The sequence below is a fragment of the Skermanella aerolata KACC 11604 genome (assembly GCF_000936425.1).
Classification (GTDB): Bacteria; Pseudomonadota; Alphaproteobacteria; order Azospirillales; family Azospirillaceae; genus Skermanella; species Skermanella aerolata.
Window position 1 is genome coordinate 112643 of sequence record NZ_AVFK01000002.1, and the last position, 19126, is coordinate 131768.

20 protein-coding genes are annotated in these 19126 nt (G+C 65.3%); 5 read left to right on the forward strand and 15 right to left on the reverse strand.

What is annotated here, in order from left to right:
• Positions 1–43: 43 nt before the first annotated feature.
• The 10 genes from N826_RS42800 to N826_RS03560 form a co-directional block, all read right to left on the reverse strand.
• Positions 44–181: a hypothetical protein gene (locus tag N826_RS42800; protein ID WP_157599318.1), complete on the reverse strand. Its 138-nt coding sequence runs from the start codon at positions 179–181 to the stop codon at positions 44–46.
• Positions 182–431: 250 nt separating this feature from the next.
• Entirely contained in the window at positions 432–1682 is a 1251-nt protein-coding gene (locus N826_RS39645) for a PAS domain-containing sensor histidine kinase (protein WP_052830804.1), read from the reverse strand.
• Between the two features lie 21 nt (positions 1683–1703).
• Positions 1704–2318, reverse strand: a complete 615-nt coding sequence (locus tag N826_RS03525; protein ID WP_044426017.1) for a hypothetical protein — start codon at positions 2316–2318, stop codon at positions 1704–1706.
• A gap of 8 nt (positions 2319–2326) precedes the next feature.
• Positions 2327–2683 carry a response regulator gene (locus N826_RS03530; RefSeq protein ID WP_044426018.1) on the reverse strand — a complete coding sequence of 119 codons (357 nt, stop codon included), beginning with the start codon at positions 2681–2683 and terminating at the stop codon, positions 2327–2329.
• 121 nt (positions 2684–2804) lie between these two features.
• Positions 2805–3485 carry an FkbM family methyltransferase gene (locus tag N826_RS03535; protein WP_044426019.1) on the reverse strand — a complete coding sequence of 227 codons (681 nt, stop codon included), beginning with the start codon at positions 3483–3485 and terminating at the stop codon, positions 2805–2807.
• Complete coding sequence (locus tag N826_RS03540) at positions 3482–4018, reverse strand: GNAT family N-acetyltransferase (RefSeq protein WP_044426020.1); 537 nt, start codon at positions 4016–4018, stop codon at positions 3482–3484. The genes N826_RS03535 and N826_RS03540 overlap by 4 nt, the downstream gene beginning before the upstream one ends.
• Positions 4015–4854, reverse strand: a complete 840-nt coding sequence (locus N826_RS03545) for a branched-chain amino acid aminotransferase (RefSeq protein ID WP_044426021.1) — start codon at positions 4852–4854, stop codon at positions 4015–4017. The genes N826_RS03540 and N826_RS03545 overlap by 4 nt, the downstream gene beginning before the upstream one ends.
• A 126-nt stretch (positions 4855–4980) precedes the next feature.
• Positions 4981–6282 carry an MFS transporter gene (locus tag N826_RS03550; protein WP_044426022.1) on the reverse strand — a complete coding sequence of 434 codons (1302 nt, stop codon included), beginning with the start codon at positions 6280–6282 and terminating at the stop codon, positions 4981–4983.
• A gap of 157 nt (positions 6283–6439) precedes the next feature.
• Positions 6440–8293 carry an ABC transporter ATP-binding protein gene (locus N826_RS03555; RefSeq protein WP_052830806.1) on the reverse strand — a complete coding sequence of 618 codons (1854 nt, stop codon included), beginning with the start codon at positions 8291–8293 and terminating at the stop codon, positions 6440–6442.
• 98 nt (positions 8294–8391) lie between these two features.
• Entirely contained in the window at positions 8392–9447 is a 1056-nt protein-coding gene (locus N826_RS03560; RefSeq protein ID WP_084720456.1) for an FAD-dependent oxidoreductase, read from the reverse strand.
• A 358-nt stretch (positions 9448–9805) separates the two neighbouring features.
• Between N826_RS03560 and N826_RS03565 the strand changes: the two genes are divergently transcribed.
• Genes N826_RS03565 through N826_RS03580 form a run of 4 tightly spaced genes read left to right on the forward strand, consistent with a single transcriptional unit; the run spans position 9806 to position 13142 of the window.
• Complete coding sequence (locus tag N826_RS03565; protein WP_044426025.1) at positions 9806–10885, forward strand: inositol-3-phosphate synthase; 1080 nt, start codon at positions 9806–9808, stop codon at positions 10883–10885.
• 27 nt (positions 10886–10912) lie between these two features.
• Positions 10913–11503 carry a histidine phosphatase family protein gene (locus N826_RS03570; RefSeq protein WP_044426026.1) on the forward strand — a complete coding sequence of 197 codons (591 nt, stop codon included), beginning with the start codon at positions 10913–10915 and terminating at the stop codon, positions 11501–11503.
• On the forward strand, positions 11503–12258 hold the full coding sequence (locus N826_RS03575) for a TIGR04290 family methyltransferase (protein ID WP_044426027.1): 756 nt from the start codon (positions 11503–11505) through the stop codon (positions 12256–12258). The genes N826_RS03570 and N826_RS03575 overlap by 1 nt, the downstream gene beginning before the upstream one ends.
• A complete protein-coding gene (locus N826_RS03580; protein ID WP_044426028.1) occupies positions 12255–13142 on the forward strand; it encodes a glycoside hydrolase 5 family protein in 888 nt (295 codons plus the stop codon). Before N826_RS03575 ends, N826_RS03580 begins: the two co-directional genes overlap by 4 nt.
• A 13-nt stretch (positions 13143–13155) precedes the next feature.
• Here the strand turns inward: N826_RS03580 and N826_RS03585 are convergent, their stop codons facing one another.
• On the reverse strand, positions 13156–14823 hold the full coding sequence (locus N826_RS03585; RefSeq protein WP_084720457.1) for an MFS transporter: 1668 nt from the start codon (positions 14821–14823) through the stop codon (positions 13156–13158).
• 192 nt (positions 14824–15015) lie between these two features.
• Here N826_RS03585 and N826_RS03590 point away from each other — a divergent pair, with 192 nt between their 5' ends.
• Positions 15016–15501 (forward strand): CYTH domain-containing protein, encoded by a 486-nt coding sequence (locus tag N826_RS03590; protein WP_044426029.1) that lies wholly within the window; start codon positions 15016–15018, stop codon positions 15499–15501.
• A gap of 18 nt (positions 15502–15519) precedes the next feature.
• Here the strand turns inward: N826_RS03590 and N826_RS03595 are convergent, their stop codons facing one another.
• From N826_RS03595 to N826_RS03610, 4 genes are read right to left on the reverse strand one after another with little or no spacing between them, the layout of a single operon-like run.
• Positions 15520–16308 (reverse strand): ABC transporter ATP-binding protein, encoded by a 789-nt coding sequence (locus tag N826_RS03595; protein WP_044426031.1) that lies wholly within the window; start codon positions 16306–16308, stop codon positions 15520–15522.
• A complete protein-coding gene (locus tag N826_RS03600) occupies positions 16305–17168 on the reverse strand; it encodes an ABC transporter ATP-binding protein (RefSeq protein WP_044426032.1) in 864 nt (287 codons plus the stop codon). The genes N826_RS03595 and N826_RS03600 overlap by 4 nt, the downstream gene beginning before the upstream one ends.
• Positions 17168–18058: a nickel transporter permease gene (gene nikC / locus N826_RS03605; protein ID WP_044426033.1), complete on the reverse strand. Its 891-nt coding sequence runs from the start codon at positions 18056–18058 to the stop codon at positions 17168–17170. Before nikC ends, N826_RS03600 begins: the two co-directional genes overlap by 1 nt.
• Entirely contained in the window at positions 18055–19116 is a 1062-nt protein-coding gene (locus N826_RS03610; RefSeq protein WP_373866621.1) for an ABC transporter permease, read from the reverse strand. Before N826_RS03610 ends, nikC begins: the two co-directional genes overlap by 4 nt.
• Positions 19117–19126: the final 10 nt, after the last annotated feature.

Genomic DNA, 19126 nt, shown 5'->3' on the forward strand with positions numbered 1-19126 from the left:
TCTCTTCCGGCCCTCTCCCGTTTCGGGGAGAGGGCGACGAAGATCACGTAACGACGAAGAAGGCGATCACGAGGGCGACGGCGGCAAGCGCGAAAGAGATGGTCAGCACGTAGCGGCCGACGCCTTCCTTGGTGGCTTGACGGGATTCGGTCTGGTTCACTTGTTTTTCGGGCGCGGCCATGGCGTCATTCCGTCGGTATGGGGTTTCGGCGGGGCGCCAGATCGGAATCGGGGACCTCCGGCACGGATGGGGGACCGGGATCGGGAAGATCCTCATTCGGGCTCGGCGCGCCATCCGGCGGGAGCGGTTGTGGGGTCGGTATCATGGGTGGCCTCCACTGGGTTGAGGATACCACTCCTAACAAGCGAAAATGGATTTCCGCTCCAAACGAACGTGAAGATCGCCCGCTTCCGCGCGTTTCCCGGCGGGTTCAGGCCGGATGCAGCACCCGAAACGCTGGCAGGATAACGCTGACGGTCGTACCGACGCCGACCTCGCTCTCGATCGCCAGTTTGCCGCCATGCAGTTCGATGAAGTTCTTGCTGATGGTCAGGCCCAGGCCGGTACCCTCGTATTCCCGGCTGAAACTGCCATTGGCCTGCCGGAACGGCTCCATGACGAGGTCGAGCGCCTCCGGGGCGATCCCGATGCCGGTGTCGCCGACATGGATCGCCAAGTCGCCGTCCTGCTGAACCCCACCCGTCACCGTGACCCTGCCGCCGCCACGCGTGAACTTGACCGCATTGGACAGCAGGTTCAGCAGCACTTGCCGCAACGTGCGTTCATCCGCCATGACGCAGGGCAGCGTGCTGTCGATCGCCAGTTCGAGCGTCAGGCCCTGTTCCCGAGCGCGGCCGCTGAGGATGGCGATGGAGGCGCGCGCCACGTCGCGGAGATCGACGGCGGTTTCGTACAGCTGGTACTGCCCGGCCTCGACCTTGGACATGTCGAGCACGTTGTTGATGATCTGGAGCAGGTGCTGGCCGCTGTCGTGGATGTCCTTGGTATAGCTGGCCTGACGCTCGCTCAGGGTGCCGCCATAGCCGGATTCCAGCATCTCGGAGAACCCGATGATGGCGTTGAGCGGCGTCCGCAGCTCGTGGCTCATATTGGCGAGGAACTCGGACTTGGCGCGGTTGGCGCGTTCCGCCTCGTCGCGCGCGGAGCGCAGCCGGCGGGTCATCTCCTCCATGTCGCGGCCCTGCTGCTCGAGCCGCGCCTTGGTTTCCTGAAGCTCCCGGATCTGGCCGCGAAGATGCTTCTCGCGGCGGACGGCGCTGGAGATGTTCTCGATCTGAACGAGGCAGAGACGCTGGCCGTCGGCGCTGTCGAGCGCCCGCACCAGCACTAGCTGGTCGATCGGATCGCCGAAGCCATCCCCGGCCAGCGCCCGCAAGGGGAACGGCATCGGGTTGAAGGCATGAGAGATGAAACCGGCGCGACCGTGGCACAGGGCTTCGGTAATCGCGTGGGCGACCCGCGTGTTGGTAAGCGTCGGCCAGAGAGACGTCAGTTTCCGGCCATGCGCCTCCTCCTCCCCGATCCCGGAGTGGACCGCCAGCCAGCGGTTCCATACCACGACCTTCTCGTCCCGATCGAGCACGAGGAGGCCGAAATCGCTGTTATGGACGATCAGGCCGGAGAGATCGGGGTGGCCATACAGGGCGGAAGGAAAGGACATGACGACTGACGACCCGGTCCTTTACTGGTCCATGCTTGCCAGGAACGCCCTGATGGCGGCCTGGAAGGCCTGAATGGAAGCGATATCCTGAAGGAACAGGACGTGTCCTTCGATCCTTTGCGCGAAGAGGCCGAAATCGACCCGGATCAGCAGGACATAGGCGTTCGTGGAGGAGGCGCCGGTGGCTCCGACGATCTCTTCCGGCCGGCCGATCTGATAGACCGGTATCTCGGTTCGTATCTCCGCGTGCAGCAGGTTGGCGAAGCTGGCGAGACAATGATTGAGGATGACGTTGCCGACTTCGGTCAGCGCCTCCTCCTCCAGGTCGGTCATGTCGCCGATGGGCGGGCTGTCCGGCAGCAGGCGGCGCACCAGTTCCAGGCTGCTTCCCTCCGGGAAGATCAGCATCGCCTGACCGTCGAACGGTCCGGCGAAGGTCTGCCGGACCGCGCAGATGCGCTGGCCTATCGGGCAGCCGAGCTGCTCGGGCGCGTTGGTGCGGCGGATGATGTCGAGGCTGGGTACCGAGAGGGAGACTTCGGCATCGACCATCTGCCCGAGCGCACCGGCGGCCCGGCCCATGCCCAGATTGAACAGCTCGATGATGGCATCGCGTTCGGGATCCGAGAGTTCCATGGGCGTCGTCACGCGATGGTGGCCAGCAGTTCACGCATCTTGTCCTGCGTGATCGGCTTTTCGACGAAGCGGAACCCCTTGTCGGTCACCTTGCGCCGGATGCTGTCCTGGACATTGGCGGTCAAGATGCTGATGTCGAGAGCCGGGAACCGCTCGTGCAATGCGCACGAGAGGTTGAGCCCGTCCATGCCGGGCATGTTGAAGTCCACGATCGCCACGTCGGGGACGACATCGTTAACTTTTTCCAGGGCATCGTCGGCGTTCTTCGCCGTCACGATGAACCAGTCCGGCCGGGCGCCGCGCACCATCCCCGACACCATGTTGCGGGCGAGCTGGCTATCGTCGATGATCAGGATCGTCGTCATGACGTCACTTTCGCGAAACAGAATTCAAGGCCACGGATCACTTCCGACCATCCCTGTGAGAATTTTCTGGATACCGCAGGGTTGGAACCACAGATATGGCGGAGAAGTCATTTACAGATCATTAAGTGAAATTTTCCTGCTCGCGGATAAAGACGCCATCCATGGATATTAGCCGCGCAGACCGCTGGTTGAAGTACCCAGGAACGAAGAGCGCTGGACGGAAACCAAGTTCGCCCAGGGTCGCTATCATGTCCAGATAAGTCCGCTCGCCCAGATAGACCGGCACGATGGAGAGTTCAAGCTGGATGCCATATATCCGGTCCAGAACTCCGGACGCCCCTTCCAGTACCGCCGCTTCGGTGCCCTGGGTATCGATCTTCAGCAGGACCCGACTGGCATTGCCGGCATACTCGCCGAACACCCCGTCGAGACGCGCCAGGGGCGCCGTCACTGTACCGGTATAGGCGGCGCTGTCCAGCAGATCGGCCATCTCGGGCACGAAGGGCAGGGCGGAACTCATGTCTGACTCAGCAGACACGTTGAGGGACACCGTTCCGGCACTGGCCCCGAGCGCCATTCGCGGCGCTACTTCCCACAGCGCGTCGGGAGCGGCGGCGGCTTCGAGGGTGGCGTGGGCATCGGGCAGCGGCTCGAACGAGACGATCCTGCCGCTCCAGCCGCCCTGGCGCAGGCGGGCCGCGTATTGCCCCACATTGGCGCCGACGTCGAGTACGACATCGATACCGTGGTGGTCCAGTATCCGGACCAGCGACCGGGTTTCCTTGGAGATCGGGTTGGTCACGGCGTCTCCAGACGTTTCAAATCCAGACGTTTCAGGTAGTGGAATTCGACGCTGTTGCTGAGGTCGTGGAGTTCCCGCAGGCCCGGCTGCCGGACATATCCAAGCCGTTCGTAGAGCCGGTGGCCGTCGAGAAAGCGGGTGTCGCTCCAAAGTTCCAGGACCGGAGCGCCTTGCCGGACCGCTTCCTGCTCGACCAGTCCGACCATCAGCCGGCCGATGCCGGCGCCCCGGCACCGGCTGTCGACATAAAGCTTCTTCAGTTCCCAGTGCGGGCCGCCGTTCAGGGGACGGCCGCCGACCATGGCGACGATGCGTCCGTCGCCGGGGTGTTCCGCGACCCAGAACCTTCCGCCGTAGTCACGATAGAACTTGTCTATGGCGCGCAGGTCCGGTTCCTCGGCATCGACGTCCAGGACGCAGCCAGGATACTCGGCGAAGACGGCGGCCATCAGCGCGATCAACTGGTCCGCGTCATCGTCGCGGCCGTCGCGCACGACAGGGCGGGCAGGTCTGGTGGGGGCCGAGCCTGTCACCGGTGCGCGAAGTCCCAGTAGAGGCCGCGGGCACGCCGGCCGACGGGACCGTTGGGGAAGGTCCTGTCCTCGACCTTCGTCACCGGCACCACCTTGGAATAGTTGCCGGTCGAGAAGACCTCGTCGGCGTCCAGCACCTCGGCCCATGAGATGGTGCGCTCAAAGACGGGCACGCCGGCGTCGCGCAGCAGTCCGATGACGCGCCGGCGGGTGATGCCGTTCAGGAAGGTGCCGTTGCAGACGGGGGTGTGGGCGGCGCCGTCCTTGGCGATGAACAGGTTGGCGGTCGCGAATTCGGCGACGTTGCCGAGCGGGTCCAGCAGGATCGCGTTGTCGAAGCCGCGCGCCATCGCCTCCCGGATCGCCAGCCCGGCGTTCGGGTAAAGGGCCGACGCCTTGGCGTCGGTCGGGGCGGTGCCGGGCAGCGGGCGGCGCTTGCTCGACAGGCAGGCAGTGAAGCCCTGGACGGCCGGCATGGGGGATTCGTGGATGGTCAGGCAGAAGGCGGTGCTCGCCGCGTCCGGCATCACCCAGCCTTCCTCCGCGAAGAACATCGGGCGGATGTAGAGGGCGCTGTTCGCGGGGAACCGGCCGATGCCGTCCAGCGCCAGTTCCTGGATCTCCCCGGCTGTCAGCATGGGGGCAAGACTCAGGGCATGGGCCGAGGCGACCACGCGTTCGCAGTGCAGGTCGAGATCGGGCGTCACGCCTTCGAAGGCGCGGGCACCATCGAACACGACGGACGACAGCCACATGCAATGGCTCATGGGACCGATGATGCCAGGATTGCCTTCGAGCCACTGGCCTTTGAAGAAGGTTAGCGCGCGAGCGGCCATGAACTGAACTCCACTTGGATCACGGAAAGGGCTCGGGACCGGATTGCCCCGATCGATGGTTTATCAGCTTGCCGGCGGGTCAGCATATCCCGCCCCAGCCCTGGAACCAATGGGGTGGCCGCGACTTTATTCGGCGGCGTGGCGCCCGTTGGGGAATGCGCTTTCCAGGTCGAGCGAGAGTTGCGGTTCGTCCTCGCCGCGCGGATCGAGCGGGCTGGCGACCGGCGTCGTGCGCGGCAGGCTGCGGAAGGGACCCTGGGCTTCCGCTGGCGGAGCCGGGCGCCTCATCATGCGGTAAAGGCCGAACACGACGGCGGAGGCGGCGCTGGCAGCGGTGAAGACGAACAGCCCCGGCCCGCCGAGCGCCGACATGACGGCGGAGCCGGCCAGGGGTCCGATCGTGGCTCCGGCGGAATAGGACAGGATCAGCCCGCCGCTGGCCTGCACCAGTTCGGACCTGTCGATATGGTCGTTGGTGTGGGCGACGCAGACGGGATAGAGCGTGAAAGACAGGCCGCCGAACAAGACGGCCACCGCCACCATGACGGCCTGCCCCTGCATGTCGCCGGCCATCCCGCTGACCGCGACCATGCCCAGGCTGGCCGCCACCAGGGCCGCCGAGAGGCCAAGGATCACGGTCCGGCGGTCGAACACGTCCGAAAGCTTGCCGAGCGGCCACTGGAGCGCCACGCCGCCCAGGATGATGACGGTCATGAACAGGGCGGTACCGGCGTTGCCGAAGCCGGCTTCCGTGCCGTAGACGGGCGCCAGACCATAGATTGCGCCGGTGACGAGGCCGCTGGCGAAGGTCCCGAAGATGCCCAGCGGCGACGCCTCGTACAGGCGGCGGAGGCCGAACGATGCGATGTCCGGCAGGACCGGCGGTCCCTTGCGGGTGAGCGCCACCGGGACCAGGGCCAGCGACGTGAGCATCGCCGTGACGATGAAGCGCAGCATGCCGCTGGGATCGTCCAGCATCAGCAACTGCTGCCCGGCCGCCATGGCGCCGTAGAGGGTGATCATGTAGAGCGACAGCATCTGCCCGCGCGTCCTGGCGGTCGCGCGCTCGTTCAGCCAGCTTTCGATGCACATGAACAGGCCGGCCATGCAGAAGCCTTCCGCCAGACGCAGCAGTCCCCAGAGGACGAGGTCGATGTGGAGCGCATGGCCCAGGGTCGCCACCGAGAAGACCGAGGCGAAGGCGGCGAAGGCGCGGATATGTCCGACCTTGACGATGATTTGGTAGCCGTAGAGCGATCCCGCCGTGAGGCCGGCATAGTAGGCGGCCATGACGAAACCGATAGCCATGGCGCCGACGCCGGCACCCGACAGTCGGACGCCGATCATCGTGCTGAGCATCCCGCTGCCCAGCATCAGCAGGGCTACGGCCATCAGGAGGGACGAGATGGAGCGAACGATCGGCAGCATGATTACGGGCGCGCTTCCGGCAACGGGCAGGTTATTGCGAGGCCGGCATCCTGCCTCGCGGGATGCCGGGACGCGACCCCCAAAGCTGAGGGGGCAGGCATTCCGGTCCAAGGCTGCCGGGTCTGAAGCATGCCGGGTTCAAGTCAGCCGGTTGCAGTCAGGCCGCCAGCACCAGATCCCCATGCCCGGCCGGCGCAACCGGCTGGCTGCCGGCGTAGTTCTGCCAGAGCGTACGGAACGCCTGTTGGCGGCTCAGCAACTCCGCGAGCGAGCCCGAGTCCACGACCTTGCCGTCGGCCATCCAGACTATCGTATCGAAGCGGTTCAGCAGGTGCAGCCGGTGGATCGACGACGCGATGCAGGCGTCGGGGAACTCCGCCAGGAGATTGTCGTAGAGGCGGGCTTCGGTAACGGGGTCCATGCTGCTGGTCGGCTCGTCCAGCATGATGAGCGAGCTGCCGCGCGATGCCAGGATACCACGAGCCAGCGCCAGACGCTGCTTCTGGCCGCCCGACATGTTGAGGCCGCGTTCCGTGATCTCGCTGTCCAGGCCGGCAGGCAGGCGCGCGACCACGGGTGCGAGGCAGGCAAGGTCGCAGGCCCGCTCCACCGTTTCCGACGGCCATGCGATACCCATCGTGATGTTCTGGGAGAAGGTTCCCTCGAACACTTCCGGGTCCTGGGGAACCAGCGTCGCCAGTGGCGCCAGATCCCGGAGATCGGGACGGGGCGCGCCGTCGATGGTGATGGAAACCCGGTCGGCCTCGTACAGTCCAGCCAGGATGCGCAGCAGCGTGCTTTTGCCCGATCCGCTCTCGCCGACGAAGGCGATCCTGCCGCCGCGCTTGAGCGTCAGCGACACGTCGCTCAGGGTAGGCACGCCGAGGGTCGGCACACATCCCCGCCGCCCGGCGTGGGTGAAATCGAGTCCGTCGATGCGGATCTCGCGCCAGTCGTCCGGCACCGGCAGGGCTGAGGAGGACGGACGCGACTGCGCCGACATAATCTCGTCGGCGCTGCCGATATCGGCCTGATAGCGGACAAGTTCCTGCCAGTTCGTCGCCATCGAGCCGACGACGTTGCCGATCTGCTGCGAGTACTGGTGTACCATGACCGCGGTGCCAAGCAGGATGAAGCCCTCGCTTCGCCAGGCAAGCCACGCGTAGAGCACGACCAGTCCGCACCGGATGCCGTTGTTTAGCAGGTCGATAGCGCACCATTTCGCCTCGTTGATGACGACACCCCGCCGCAGGGGGGCGAACACGGCGGTCAGCCGGGTGGCTACCACCGAACGGGTGGCCGCCTGGAGCCGCAGGGTCAGGACCGTGGAGATGTTGCCCAGGCAGTCGATCAATTCGGCATTGTAACGACGCTCGAAGCGATTTTCTTCCAGCAGGAGGCGGACCATGATGCGATCGAACCGGATCAGGATGGCGAAGATCAGGGCGTAACCGATGACCGCCGCAGTCCCGGTCGCGGTGGAGACGAGGCATAGCGCCGCCAAGGGGCCGATCAGGCTGACGCCGTTCTGGAGATAGATGAACTGGTTCTGGGAAAAGCCGAACAACGCCTGGGTCGATTTCGACATGCGCTGGATCGTTTCGCCCGAGTGATGACTTTCGTGCCAGCGCAGCGGCAGCGCCACGGCCTTGTCGTAGAGCGTATCGGCGAACTTCTCCCGGATGCGGACCGCCATGAAACGTTCCAGCACCCGGCCCGGTCCGTGCATCGCCCAGGCCACCACGCAGGCGCCGAACATCATGGCCATGTTCCAGCCGGCCAGCGCCAAGTCCTGGCCGCCGGCGGTCTGGATCGCGTTGACGGCTTGGCCGAAGAACCATGGGATCGTCAGGCGTACGGCCTGTGCCGCAAACAGCAGCGACATGAACAGCGCCACCAGCGGCCTGTTGCCGGCGGCATATCGCCAGAACGTCCTGTAAAGGCCGAAGATGCCGGTCTGGGGTGTGCGTTGATCCGTGGAAGAAAAGGGGATGCTGCCGGGTGTCGTCATAACGTCTCGCGCTGTCACCGGATGCCGTTGAGGCCGGTGACGGCACACTACCCGCTGCATGGTTAATGCAGCGTTTAGGTTAACGATGCCCGAGCTTTTCAGGCCATGACAAGCTTGCCCGTAACCCCCGGAAAGAAGCCTCGTTGCGGCTGGTCCGCGATGCCGTCGATGATGGCGTCGGCGAGCGCCAGTGCGAGGCTCGTCTCGCTGCGGGCATCCATCCCGAACACGTTGACCAGCCCCCTGATGCCGTGCTGCACCGGCGTCTTGATTTCGATGTCCGGGCCATCGTCATGGGCATGCGTCACGTCCAGCCAGCTATCGCCGCGGAAGCCTGGATAGAAAAGGGCCGATGCGTCCTCGTCCAGGCAGCTTGGCACCACAAGGCGCTGGAATGGCGCCGTTCCTTCGAGGTGATAGCGTTTGCCGGGAGCCGGCGGCATGCCGCCGGGCAAGTATTGCTTCATGCCGCCGATACGGGCCGCCACCTGATAGGCTTCGACTTCCTCGGCGGCATTGATCAGGATGTCGCACCGGAGCGTCGTCAATTCCCCGGGATGGCCGGCCAGATCGAGTTCGAAACCCCGCCCCATCGGATAGGCCGCGACGAGCCGGCTGTCCTCCGTCACGTAGGCGCCGCGATTTTCCGCGTCGATCCGGAGATTCAGGCGCAGGGCGTCGCCATCGACGATACCGGCATCTTCGGCCAGTAGCGCTCCGACGCATTTGAGACCCGGTTCGAGCCCGATGACCTCACCGGCATCGAGAAGCCGGACAGGCGGCTGTCCGAGAGCGGCCGTGCCGTCGATTTCGGATTTGAGGGCGGCAAGCGCCTGCCATTCCATCGCACTGCGCGCGACGACGAACTGGCCGGTCGGGGAAAAAGGCGTGTCGGTGAGTTTGCAATAGGATTTCAGCGCCTCGAAGCTTCGCGCGCGAAGGACGGCGCGGAGAGTGTCCGGCTGGTCCAGGACAGCGGCTTCGATGGGTTCCGGCCAGCCCGGTCCGGGCACGAGGCCGTTGCCGTCGTCCGCATCGCGTCCGCGCCGGGCGATCAGCATGACCTGGTGGCCTGCTATGGCCAGCCGGCGCGCAACGGCGGCACCCGCCGTTCCAGCACCGATGACAACGCATTCCATTCTGTCGATAGTCATAATCTGACCTTCATCATGAAACTTATGGAAATCCAAGGCGTCCAGAAGTCATTTCGATGACTTGTCACAATCGACTTGGATTGTTTTGTTTTGGAAGCAACTACACAAAATCGAGTTCACAGAGTGTGGCAGATGTATTCGATCAGGAAAGTCGGTTTTTTTTCATACGACCATGTGGATTCTAATGATCTTCATGACATGATCGGATGGCCCTACTGCGTCGGCCGACGACCGAGGAAAAGCCGTGGGGAACAAGGCGTTCGATGGCGTGTTTCGCCTGACGCCATTCCGTACGGGCGATAGCTCCCTCTCGCTGGCCCACCGGCCGGCAACCAGAACATCGACATGGAGCAAGTAAGTGAGTGGAAAAAAGGTTCGCCTAGCGATCGTCGGCGTGGGCAATTGTGCGTCATCGCTTGTGCAGGGCCTGGAATATTACCGGAACGCACCGGAAGACGAGCAGGTCCCCGGGCTGATGCATGTCACGCTGGGCGGATACCATATCGGCGACATCGAGATCGTCGCCGCCTTCGACGTGGCGGAAGGCAAGGTCGGGCGCGATGTGGCGGAGGCGATCCAGGCGCCGCCCAACAACACGATCCGCTTCGCCGAGGTGCCGAAGACCGGCGTGACGGTTGAGCGTGGGCCGACACTTGACGGTCTTGGAAAGTATCTCGGGCAGATCGTTACGGAATCGGAACGGCCAGTCGCCGATGTCGCAGCCATCCTCCGCGCCACCGGCGCGGATGTCATGGTGTCCTACCTTCCCGTCGGGTCCGAGCAGGCGACCGAGTGGTATGCGGGACAGGCGCTGGAAGCGGGCTGCGCGCTGGTCAACTGCATTCCCTCCTTCATCGCGTCGCGCGACGTCTGGCGCCGCCGGTTCGAGGAGAAGCGGCTGCCCATCATCGGCGACGACATCAAGTCGCAGGTAGGCGCCACCATCGTCCACCGCGTCCTGACCAACCTGTTCCGCGAACGCGGCGTCCGGCTGGACCGCACTTACCAGCTCAATTTCGGCGGCAACGCCGATTTCGAGAACATGCTGGAACGTGACCGGCTGGAATCGAAGAAGATTTCCAAGACCAATGCCGTGACCAGCCAGATGGACGTGCCGCTGTCCAACGAGAACGCCCATGTCGGTCCCAGCGATTACGTGCCGTGGCTGGCCGATCGCAAGTGGTGCTACATCCGCATGGAAGGCACGACCTTCGGCAATGTCCCGCTCAACTGCGAACTGAAGCTGGAAGTATGGGACTCGCCCAATTCGGCCGGCGTCGTGATCGACGCGGTCCGCTGCGCTAAACTGGCGCTGGACCGTGGTATCGGCGGTGCGCTGATCGGACCCAGCAGCTATTTCATGAAGTCGCCGCCGCAGCAGTTCACCGATGCCGAAGCCCGAACCCGGACGCTTCGCTTCATTGCCGGCGAGTCCTGACGTTGCGGTTGCCGGGCGGCTGAGGCCATGGTGACCAAAACAGTCCATCTGGTCCGTCACGGCTCCCACGTGCTGCCGCCGGGCGTCCTTGCCGGACGCTTGTCCGGCGTAAAACTGTCGGACGCGGGACGCGAGCAAGCGTATCGCGCGGCCGAACGCTTGGCAAAAGCCGGGCCTGTCGACGCCGTGCAGTGCAGTCCGCTGGAGCGGACCTGCGAGACCGCGATCATCATCGCGGAGCGGCTAGGACTCGTCCCGGTCCAGGTGGATGCCCTGGTGGAGATCAGTTTCGGCGGCTGGACCGGCAGCTCCTTCGAGGAGCTGGAGGAGCGTGAGGACTGGCGGCGCTGGAACCACTTCCGTAGCGGCACGAGGCCGCCGGGTGGCGAGACGATGGCGGAGGTCCAGGCCCGTGCGCTGCGCCACATGGAGACCCTTGCCGACGGTAGTGCAACGGTGCTGGTCAGCCATTGCGATGTGATCAGGGCCTTGCTGACGCACTGGCTCGGCATGCCGACCGACCTGCTCCTGCGGCTGGAGATTGCGCCCGCTTCGATCAGCACCGTCGAAATCGGTCCCTGGGGACCCCGAATCCTGCGAATCAACGAGGAAGCATAATGAGCGAGCAGGACGATATCAGGCGCCGGATCGACGATCTGGGCCAGTGGTTCCATAATATCGACTTGAAGGGCGTGCGAACCGCCCCAAACCATTTCCTGGGCGATTATCCGAACGTCAAGTGGCGGCACTTCGCCCATGCCGTGCCGAAGGACCTGCGCGGCATGACCGTGCTGGATATCGGTTGCAACGGCGGCTTCTATTCGATCGAGATGAAGCGCCGGGGCGCGGACCGCGTCGTCGCTGTCGATACCGAAACGATGTACCTGAACCAAGCTCGTTTCGCTGCCGAAATGAGCGGCGTCGAGATCGAGTTCCGCAATCTGTCGGTCTACGACGTGGCGAAGCTGGGCGAGCGCTTCGACCTCGTCATCTTCATGGGCGTGCTGTACCACCTGCGGCACCCGCTGCTGGCGCTGGACCTGATCCACGACCATGTCGCGCGCGACCTGATGCTGTTCCAGTCGATGCAGCGCGGCAGCGCCGATGTCGAGCCGCTGGAGCCGGACTATCCGATCGAGGAGACGAAGGTCTTCGATCGGCCGGGCTTTCCGAAGATGCACTTCGTCGAGCATCGCTATTCCCACGACGACAGCAACTGGTGGATTCCAAACCGCGCCTGCGTCGAAGCCATGCTCCGCGACAGCGGATTCGAGATCGGCGAGCGGGCCGAGGACGAGGTCTATCTCTGCCGGCGGGTCGAACGCGCGGCACCGGGTATCGGGGCAGTCTATCCAGTGAGGGGACAAGAATGATCGAAGCGGCGATGATCTGGAACGAGCCCAACAACAAGTCCCACTGGGACCCGGAAATCGACCCCGACTGGGTCGGGTTCGGGCGGATGGCGACCTTGGCGGGTCAGGCTATCGCGGCCGAGGCTCCCGGACTGCTGCGCGTCCTGGGCGGCATCTCGCCGATCGATCCGGCCTTCATCCTGAAGCTTCAGGAACGGGGTGTGCTGGACAACCTGGACGTCGTGGCGCTGCACGGCTTCCCGCTGGACTGGAACCTGTGGCAGATCGACGAGTGGCCGGAGCGGCTGAAGGAGATCCAGTCCGTCACCAACCTGCCGGTCTGGGTGACGGAAGTCGGCGTCTCCACCTTCGGGGCGGAGGAAGTGCAGGAGTTTGGGCTTCAGCGGACGGCGGACCTGCTGATCGGCCGGGTGCCGCGTATCCACTGGTACAGCCTGTACGACCTGCCGCGCTCGTGGGAGGCCACTACCCGGCACCGCGAGGCGGAGGGATCGTCATACTATCGGCACTTCTACATGGGGCTGATCCGGGAAGACGGTTCGCCCAAGCTGGCGATGCGGCACTTCCACAACTACGCGCCCGACATGGGCCTGTGCCAGTGGTTCCATTTCGAGGACCACCGGCTAGAGGATGCCGTACGCACGATGCGGGAACTGGGCGTGCGTCATCTGCGGACCGGCCTGAGCTGGGCCGACAGCTTCCGGCCGAACGCTATGGAGTGGTTCGACCGCCAGATGCTGGCGCTGGAGGAGTTCGACGTGACGGTGACCTTCTGCTTCACGCCGGAGCATCGCGGCATCGCCCCACACCATACCAGCGCGCCGCAAGTCCCGGAGGAGTTCGCGGAATTCTGCGCCAAGATGATCAGGCGCTACGCCGCCTGATCATTCCGCCATTTCACTCCGCCGCGTCGGCGCCCGGCGGCCACCCCATGCGGGGGGTGCCGCGCGCCAGCAGGTGCGACACGCGCGGCGGCTCGTTTCCTTGGTGGAACGCGCGGACTCGGTCGAGCGTCCCGCGGTCCGCCATCGTGGCGCGCCGCTGGTGGCGCAGGTCGTCCAGCCAGGACGGCAGCAGGAAGGCTTCGACCCAGCGGCTGGGCTTGGCCGCATCCTGGTAGAGCGTCCAGCGCACCGCGCCGTCGCGCTTGCGGAGGCGGCGGAGCGAGCGCATCGCGGCGGTGAAGGCGTCGGCCTTGGCTGGATCGACGTCGTATTCGACGGTCACCGCGACCGATCCCGGCCCGGCATCGACGCCGGGCGCCAGCGTCGGCCGGGGCAGGGCCGTGATCGGCGACAGGTCGGGCGCGATGTTGGCCGGCAGGCGGAACCGGAAGCCGAGGACGAGGCTGACCAGCAGGCCGGCTCCGGCTATCGCCAAGGCCTGGCCGGTGCCGATCGCTTCCGCCGCATGGCCCCAGCCCCAGCTTCCCAGCGCCAGCCCGCCGAACAGCGACATCTGGTAGATCGACAGCACGCGCGCCTTGACCCAGTTGGCGGCGGAGAGCTGCACCATGACGTTGAAGCTGGACAGCGTCGTCATCCAGGCCGCCCCGCCCAGCACCAGAGCCGGCACGACGGCGTAGAGGCTCTGCATCAGGCCGACCACCAGCGTCGCGACCGCGAAGCAGGTGGTTCCCAGCGCCACCATGACCTGTCCGCTGGTCCGCCGGCGGAGCGTGCCGATGTTGAGCGCGCCGATGATGGCGCCGATGCCCAGGCTGGTCAGGAGGATGCCGTAGGTGGAGGGGCCCCCGCCGAGGTCCTGACGGGCGACCAGCGGCAGCAGCGCCCAGACGGCACCCGCCAGTCCGGTGAAGACGAAGCAGCGGAGCATCACGGTCAGGACGGTCGGCGAGCCGCCGACATAGCGGAGGCCGCTGACCATCGCCGGCAGCAGATGCTCGCGCGGGAGTTCGTCGACCGGGCGCTTGGGCCGCCACATCAGCAGGACGCCGATGATGAAGACGTTGGACACGGCGTTGAGGATGAACGACGCCTGCACCCCGAAGCCGGCGACGACCAGCCCGCCGATGGCCGGGCCGACCGACCGCGCGATGTTGAAGCCGATGCTGTTGAGGGCAACGGCCATGGGCAGTTCCGACCGTGGCACCAGATCGCCGACGGTCGCCTGATATGCGGGCTGGCGCAGCGCCGAGCCGGTATCCAGGATGAAGACCAGCGCCAGCAGCAGCCACGGCGTCACGGCCCCGACGCCTTCCAGCACCGCGATCAGCGTGGCGCCCGACAGGACGATGACCTGACCGATCATGAAGACCAGCCGCCTGTCCCACAAATCCGCCAGCGCTCCGCCGAACAGCGAGAACAGCAGCACGGGCAATGCTGTCGCCGACTGGACCAGCGCCACCATGGGGGCGCTGTCGGTAATCGACGTCATCAGCCATGCCGCACCGACGGACTGTATCCAGACGCCCATGTTGGACATCAGCGTCGCCAGCCAGATCGCCCGGAACATCGGGTAGCGGAAGGGCGACAGGGAGTCTGGTAGGCGGGGGCGCGGCAGAATGCCGCCGGTGGGCTTGGTGTCTTCTTCTCTTGCCGGCATGGGGAAACAGGGACCAATAGGGAAGCGGCGGGCAAAGAAGTTGCCGCCCGTTCGTTATCTCAACAATCCGTGCCGCGAAATGGGTTCATGACTAAAGAGGTATTGTCGGCTATTACATAAGTGAGGACGGGCCTTTACCACGGCGCGGTATCGGTCTACTCTCCCTCCCGTCAACAGCGTCGGCTGGCAGTTATGTCATTCGAGATCGAACGAAGGTTCCTTGTCTGCCAGGATGTCCGGCATTTCTGTCGCCACGGCGACAGGATAGTGCAAGGCTATATCTCATTCGATAACGGCAGCGGCGGCCAGAAGGCTCGTGTGCGGATCAGGAACGACCAAGCGTTCCTGACGATCAAGGGCGAGCGGCGTGGTCTGATCCGTCCGGAATTCGAACGCGCAGTGCCTTTTTCATGGGCTTCCACCCTGTTGTCCCGGCTGCCGCCCGAAACGCTCATCCGCAAGACGCGCTACGAAGTCGGCTTCGCCGGCATGACCTGGGAGATCGACGTGTTCGACGGCCGCAACAGCGGCCTGGTGGTGGCGGAGATCGAACTGGAACACGCCGAGCAGGAGTTCGAACTGCCGGACTGGGTGGGGGCCGAAGTGACCTTCGACGAGCGCTACGGCAACTCGTCGCTCGCGGTTCGCCCGGTCAGCACATGGCCGGCGGCTGCGTGAACGTGCATCTTCCTGTACCTATGCGAAATCCTTGAAGCTGTCGGCGACGGCTCGGTCGTAGCCCTGGCTGGCCAGCAGCAGTTGTCGCGTATAGTCCTGCTGCGCCTGCCCCCGGCGCAGGCTTTCCACATCCAGTTCCTCGACCACGCGTCCCCGGTTCATCACCGCAAGCCGGTCGCACATATAGGCGACCACGGCGAGGTTGTGGCTGACGAGGATGTAGGTCAGCCCGTGCTCTGCCCGCAGGCGCTTGAGCAGGTTGAGGATTTCGGCCTGGACGGAGACGTCCAATGCGGAGGTCGGCTCGTCCAGCAACAGGACGCGCGGTTCCAGGATTAGGGCGCGGGCGATGGCGACGCGCTGGCGCTGTCCGCCGGAAAGCTGGTGGGGAAAGCGGAAGCGGAACTGCGGGCCGAGACCGACTTCGCGCAGCGTGCGGTCGATCCGCTTGTCGGCATCGCCGAGCCCATGGATGGCGACCGGCTCGGCCAGGATGCGGTCGACCGTGTGGCGCGGGTGCAGGGAGCCATAGGGGTCCTGGAAGACCATCTGGCAGCGTTTGTAGAACGCTTTGTCGCGCTGGCGTCCAAGCGTCTGGCCGTCGAGAGAGACATTGCCGGACCAGTCCGGGTTCAGCCCCGACATCGCCCGCAGGACGGTTGACTTGCCGGACCCGGATTCGCCGACCAATCCGAAGCTTTCCCCCGGCTTCACTTGGAAAGTGACGTTTTGGACCGCATGGACGGTCGCGGCGCCGTAGCCGAAGGTGACATCGAGGTCTTCGATGCCGATCATGGCCTGGGTCATCGTCCACCCTCCGCCGCCCAAGCGGGATCTCGGGTCAGGACCGGCAGTTCGGCGCGGTCGTCGTCCAGCCGGGGCAGGCTGTCGAGCAGGCCACGGGTGTAGGGATGCTTCGCCGCATGCAACTCGCCGGCGCGGCAGCTTTCGACCACCCGGCCGGCATACATGATCAGGATGCGGTCGCAGAAGGACGCAACGAGGTTAAGGTCGTGGCTGATGAAAATCAGGCCCATGCCCCGGCTGCTGCACAGCTCGTCCATGATGGCGAGCACCTGCATCTGGACCGTCACGTCGAGGGCGGATGTCGGCTCGTCCGCGATCAGCAGGTCGGGATCGGGGATCAGCATCATCGCGATCATGATGCGCTGGCCCATGCCGCCGGAAACCTCGTGCGGGTAAAGGTCGAAGACCCGCTCCGGATCGCGGATGCGGACGGCCCCGAGCATATCCAGCGTGCGGCGGCGCGCTTCGGACCGGCTGGCCTTGGTATGGACGCGGTAGGCTTCCGCGATCTGGCGGCCGACGGTCATCACAGGGTTCAGCGAGAACTTGGGGTCCTGCATGACCATCGAGATCCGCTGGCCGCGTATCTCCCGCATCTTCCGTTCCGAGGCATGCAGCAGGTCGGTGCCGTCGAATTCGATCCTGTCGGCGGTGACCTCGCCCGGCGGCGCCACCAGCCGCAGCAGAGAGCGGCCGGTCACCGACTTGCCGGAACCGGACTCGCCGACGATGCCCAGCTTCTCGCGCCCGACGGTGAAGGAGACGCCCCGCACCGCCTCCGTATAGCCGGTGCGGGACGGGAAGCGGACGCGGAGGTTTTCCACGGTGAGGAGAGGCGTTGCGGATGGAGAAACGGTCATCAGTTCTTCGGGTCCAGCACGTCGCGCAGGCCGTCGCCCAGCAGGTTGAAGCCGAGGCTGACGACGAAGATGGCGATGCCGGGCAGGGTGGCGACCCACCATTGGTCCAGCAGGTATTGCCGTCCGGTCGAGATCATGGCGCCCCATTCCGGCAGCGGAGGCTGAGCGCCGAGGCCAAGAAAGCCGAGCCCGGCGGCGGTCAGGATGATGCCGGCCATGTCCAGCGTCACCCGGACGATCAGCGAGGAGGTGCAGAGCGGGATCACGTGGCCCAGGATGATCCTGGTCGGGGAGGCGCCCTGGAGCCGGACGGCGCTGATGAAATCGCTGTTCCGGATGGTCATCGTCTCCGCCCGCGCGATGCGGGCATAGGGCGGCCAGGAGGTGATCGCGATGGCGATCACGGCGTTCTCGATCCCGGGACCCAGGGCAGAGACGAAAGCCAGCGCCAGGATCAGCTTGGGGAAGGCCAGGAACACGTCGGTGATCCGCATCAGGACGATGTCGGTCCAGCCGCCGAGATAGCCGGAGATCGTGCCGATCAGCAGCCCTGCTACCGGGGCGGTCAATGCCACCAGCAGCACTATGTAGAGCGTCAGGCGCGAGCCGTAGACGACGCGCGACCAGATGTCCCGGCCGTACTGGTCGGTGCCGAACCAGTTGGCGGCGCTGGGCGGTTGAAGCCGGTTCGCCAAGTCCTGGGCGAAGGGATGATGCGTGGCGATCAGCGGCGCCAGCAGCGCCATCAGCATCAGCGCCACGACGATGCCGAGACCGACCATCGCCAGCCGGTTGCCGGTGAACGTCAGCCAGCCGCCGTACAGGCGGCCCATCCGCGCCTGAGAGCGCGACTGCGGGGTGTCGCTCAGCAGCCATTCCCGAGCGGTCATTTCTTCGCCCTCGGGTCAAGCAGGCGGTAGAGCAGGTCGGACAGCATGTTGAGGCCGATGAAGACGGCGCCGACGACGAGGGTTCCGCCCAGCACGGCGTTCATGTCGGCGTTGAGCAGCGAGTTGGTGATGTAGAGGCCAAGCCCCGGCCATGCGAAGACCGTCTCGGTCAGGACCGATCCTTCCAGCAGATTGGCGTAGGACAATGCCACCACCGTAATCAGCGGCACCGCGATATTGCCGAGCGCGTGGCGCCAGATCACGCGGGTTTCCGACATGCCTTTGACCCGTGCGGTCGTGATGTATTCCTGGCGCAACTGGTCGAGCATGAAGCTGCGCGTCATGCGGCTGATATAGGCGATGCTGAAATACCCCAGGATCGACGCCGGCAGGATCAGGTGGGACAGGGCGTTCCAGAAGATCTCGGTCTCGCCGGCCAGCAGGGCGTCCACCGTGATGACGCCGGTCACCGGATCGACCAGCCCGTCGTAGAACACGTCCAGCCTTCCAGGCCCCGGCGCCCAGTCCAGCTTGGCGTAGAACAGCAGCAGGCCGACCAGCCCTAGCCAGAAGACCGGCACCGAGTAGCCGACCAGGCCGAGCACGCGCACCAGATGGTCCGGCCAGCGCCCGCGATGGACGGCGGCGAAGACCCCGGCGGGGACGCCTACGGCGACGCCGATGATGATGGCGGCGGTCGCGAGTTCCAGCGTTGCGGGGAAAGCGCGGCGGACGTCGTCCAGCACCGGCTGGGAGGTCAAGACCGAGGTGCCGAAATCGCCTTGCAGGACATCGCCGACGTAGCGGATGAACTGCTGCCAGAGCGGCAGGTTCAGCCCCATCTCGATCCGCATCCGCTCATACGTCTCGGCGTTGGCGCGGTCGCCGACGGCGGCCAGAACGGGGTCGATCGGCACGACGCGGCCGATCAGGAACGTCACCAGCAGCAGGCCCAGGAACGTCAGGGCGATCGACAGCAGGAACCCGGCGATACGCTTTAGAGGCCCCGCAGGACGGCGAGGCCGGGCGGCGGGTGTCGTCCCGCCGCTTTTCAGGATATCGGTCAAT

Excerpts from the sequence above, each read along its gene's own strand:
- N826_RS03600 (WP_044426032.1), bottom strand. The coding sequence starts at position 17,168 with ATGACCGTTTCTCCATCCGCAACGCCTCTCCTCACCGTGGAAAACCTC.
- N826_RS03560 (WP_084720456.1), bottom strand. The coding sequence starts at position 9,447 with ATGACTATCGACAGAATGGAATGCGTTGTCATCGGTGCTGGAACGGCG.
- N826_RS03595 (WP_044426031.1), bottom strand. The coding sequence starts at position 16,308 with ATGACCCAGGCCATGATCGGCATCGAAGACCTCGATGTCACCTTCGGC.
- N826_RS39645 (WP_052830804.1), bottom strand. The coding sequence starts at position 1,682 with ATGTCCTTTCCTTCCGCCCTGTATGGCCACCCCGATCTCTCCGGCCTG.
- N826_RS03555 (WP_052830806.1), bottom strand. The coding sequence starts at position 8,293 with ATGACGACACCCGGCAGCATCCCCTTTTCTTCCACGGATCAACGCACA.
- N826_RS03575 (WP_044426027.1), top strand. The coding sequence starts at position 11,503 with ATGAGCGAGCAGGACGATATCAGGCGCCGGATCGACGATCTGGGCCAG.
- N826_RS03525 (WP_044426017.1), bottom strand. The coding sequence starts at position 2,318 with ATGGAACTCTCGGATCCCGAACGCGATGCCATCATCGAGCTGTTCAAT.
- N826_RS03570 (WP_044426026.1), top strand. The coding sequence starts at position 10,913 with ATGGTGACCAAAACAGTCCATCTGGTCCGTCACGGCTCCCACGTGCTG.
- N826_RS03580 (WP_044426028.1), top strand. The coding sequence starts at position 12,255 with ATGATCGAAGCGGCGATGATCTGGAACGAGCCCAACAACAAGTCCCAC.
- N826_RS03550 (WP_044426022.1), bottom strand. The coding sequence starts at position 6,282 with ATGCTGCCGATCGTTCGCTCCATCTCGTCCCTCCTGATGGCCGTAGCC.
- N826_RS42800 (WP_157599318.1), bottom strand. The coding sequence starts at position 181 with ATGGCCGCGCCCGAAAAACAAGTGAACCAGACCGAATCCCGTCAAGCC.
- N826_RS03585 (WP_084720457.1), bottom strand. The coding sequence starts at position 14,823 with ATGCCGGCAAGAGAAGAAGACACCAAGCCCACCGGCGGCATTCTGCCG.
- N826_RS03545 (WP_044426021.1), bottom strand. The coding sequence starts at position 4,854 with ATGGCCGCTCGCGCGCTAACCTTCTTCAAAGGCCAGTGGCTCGAAGGC.
- N826_RS03530 (WP_044426018.1), bottom strand. The coding sequence starts at position 2,683 with ATGACGACGATCCTGATCATCGACGATAGCCAGCTCGCCCGCAACATG.
- N826_RS03590 (WP_044426029.1), top strand. The coding sequence starts at position 15,016 with ATGTCATTCGAGATCGAACGAAGGTTCCTTGTCTGCCAGGATGTCCGG.
- nikC (WP_044426033.1), bottom strand. The coding sequence starts at position 18,058 with ATGACCGCTCGGGAATGGCTGCTGAGCGACACCCCGCAGTCGCGCTCT.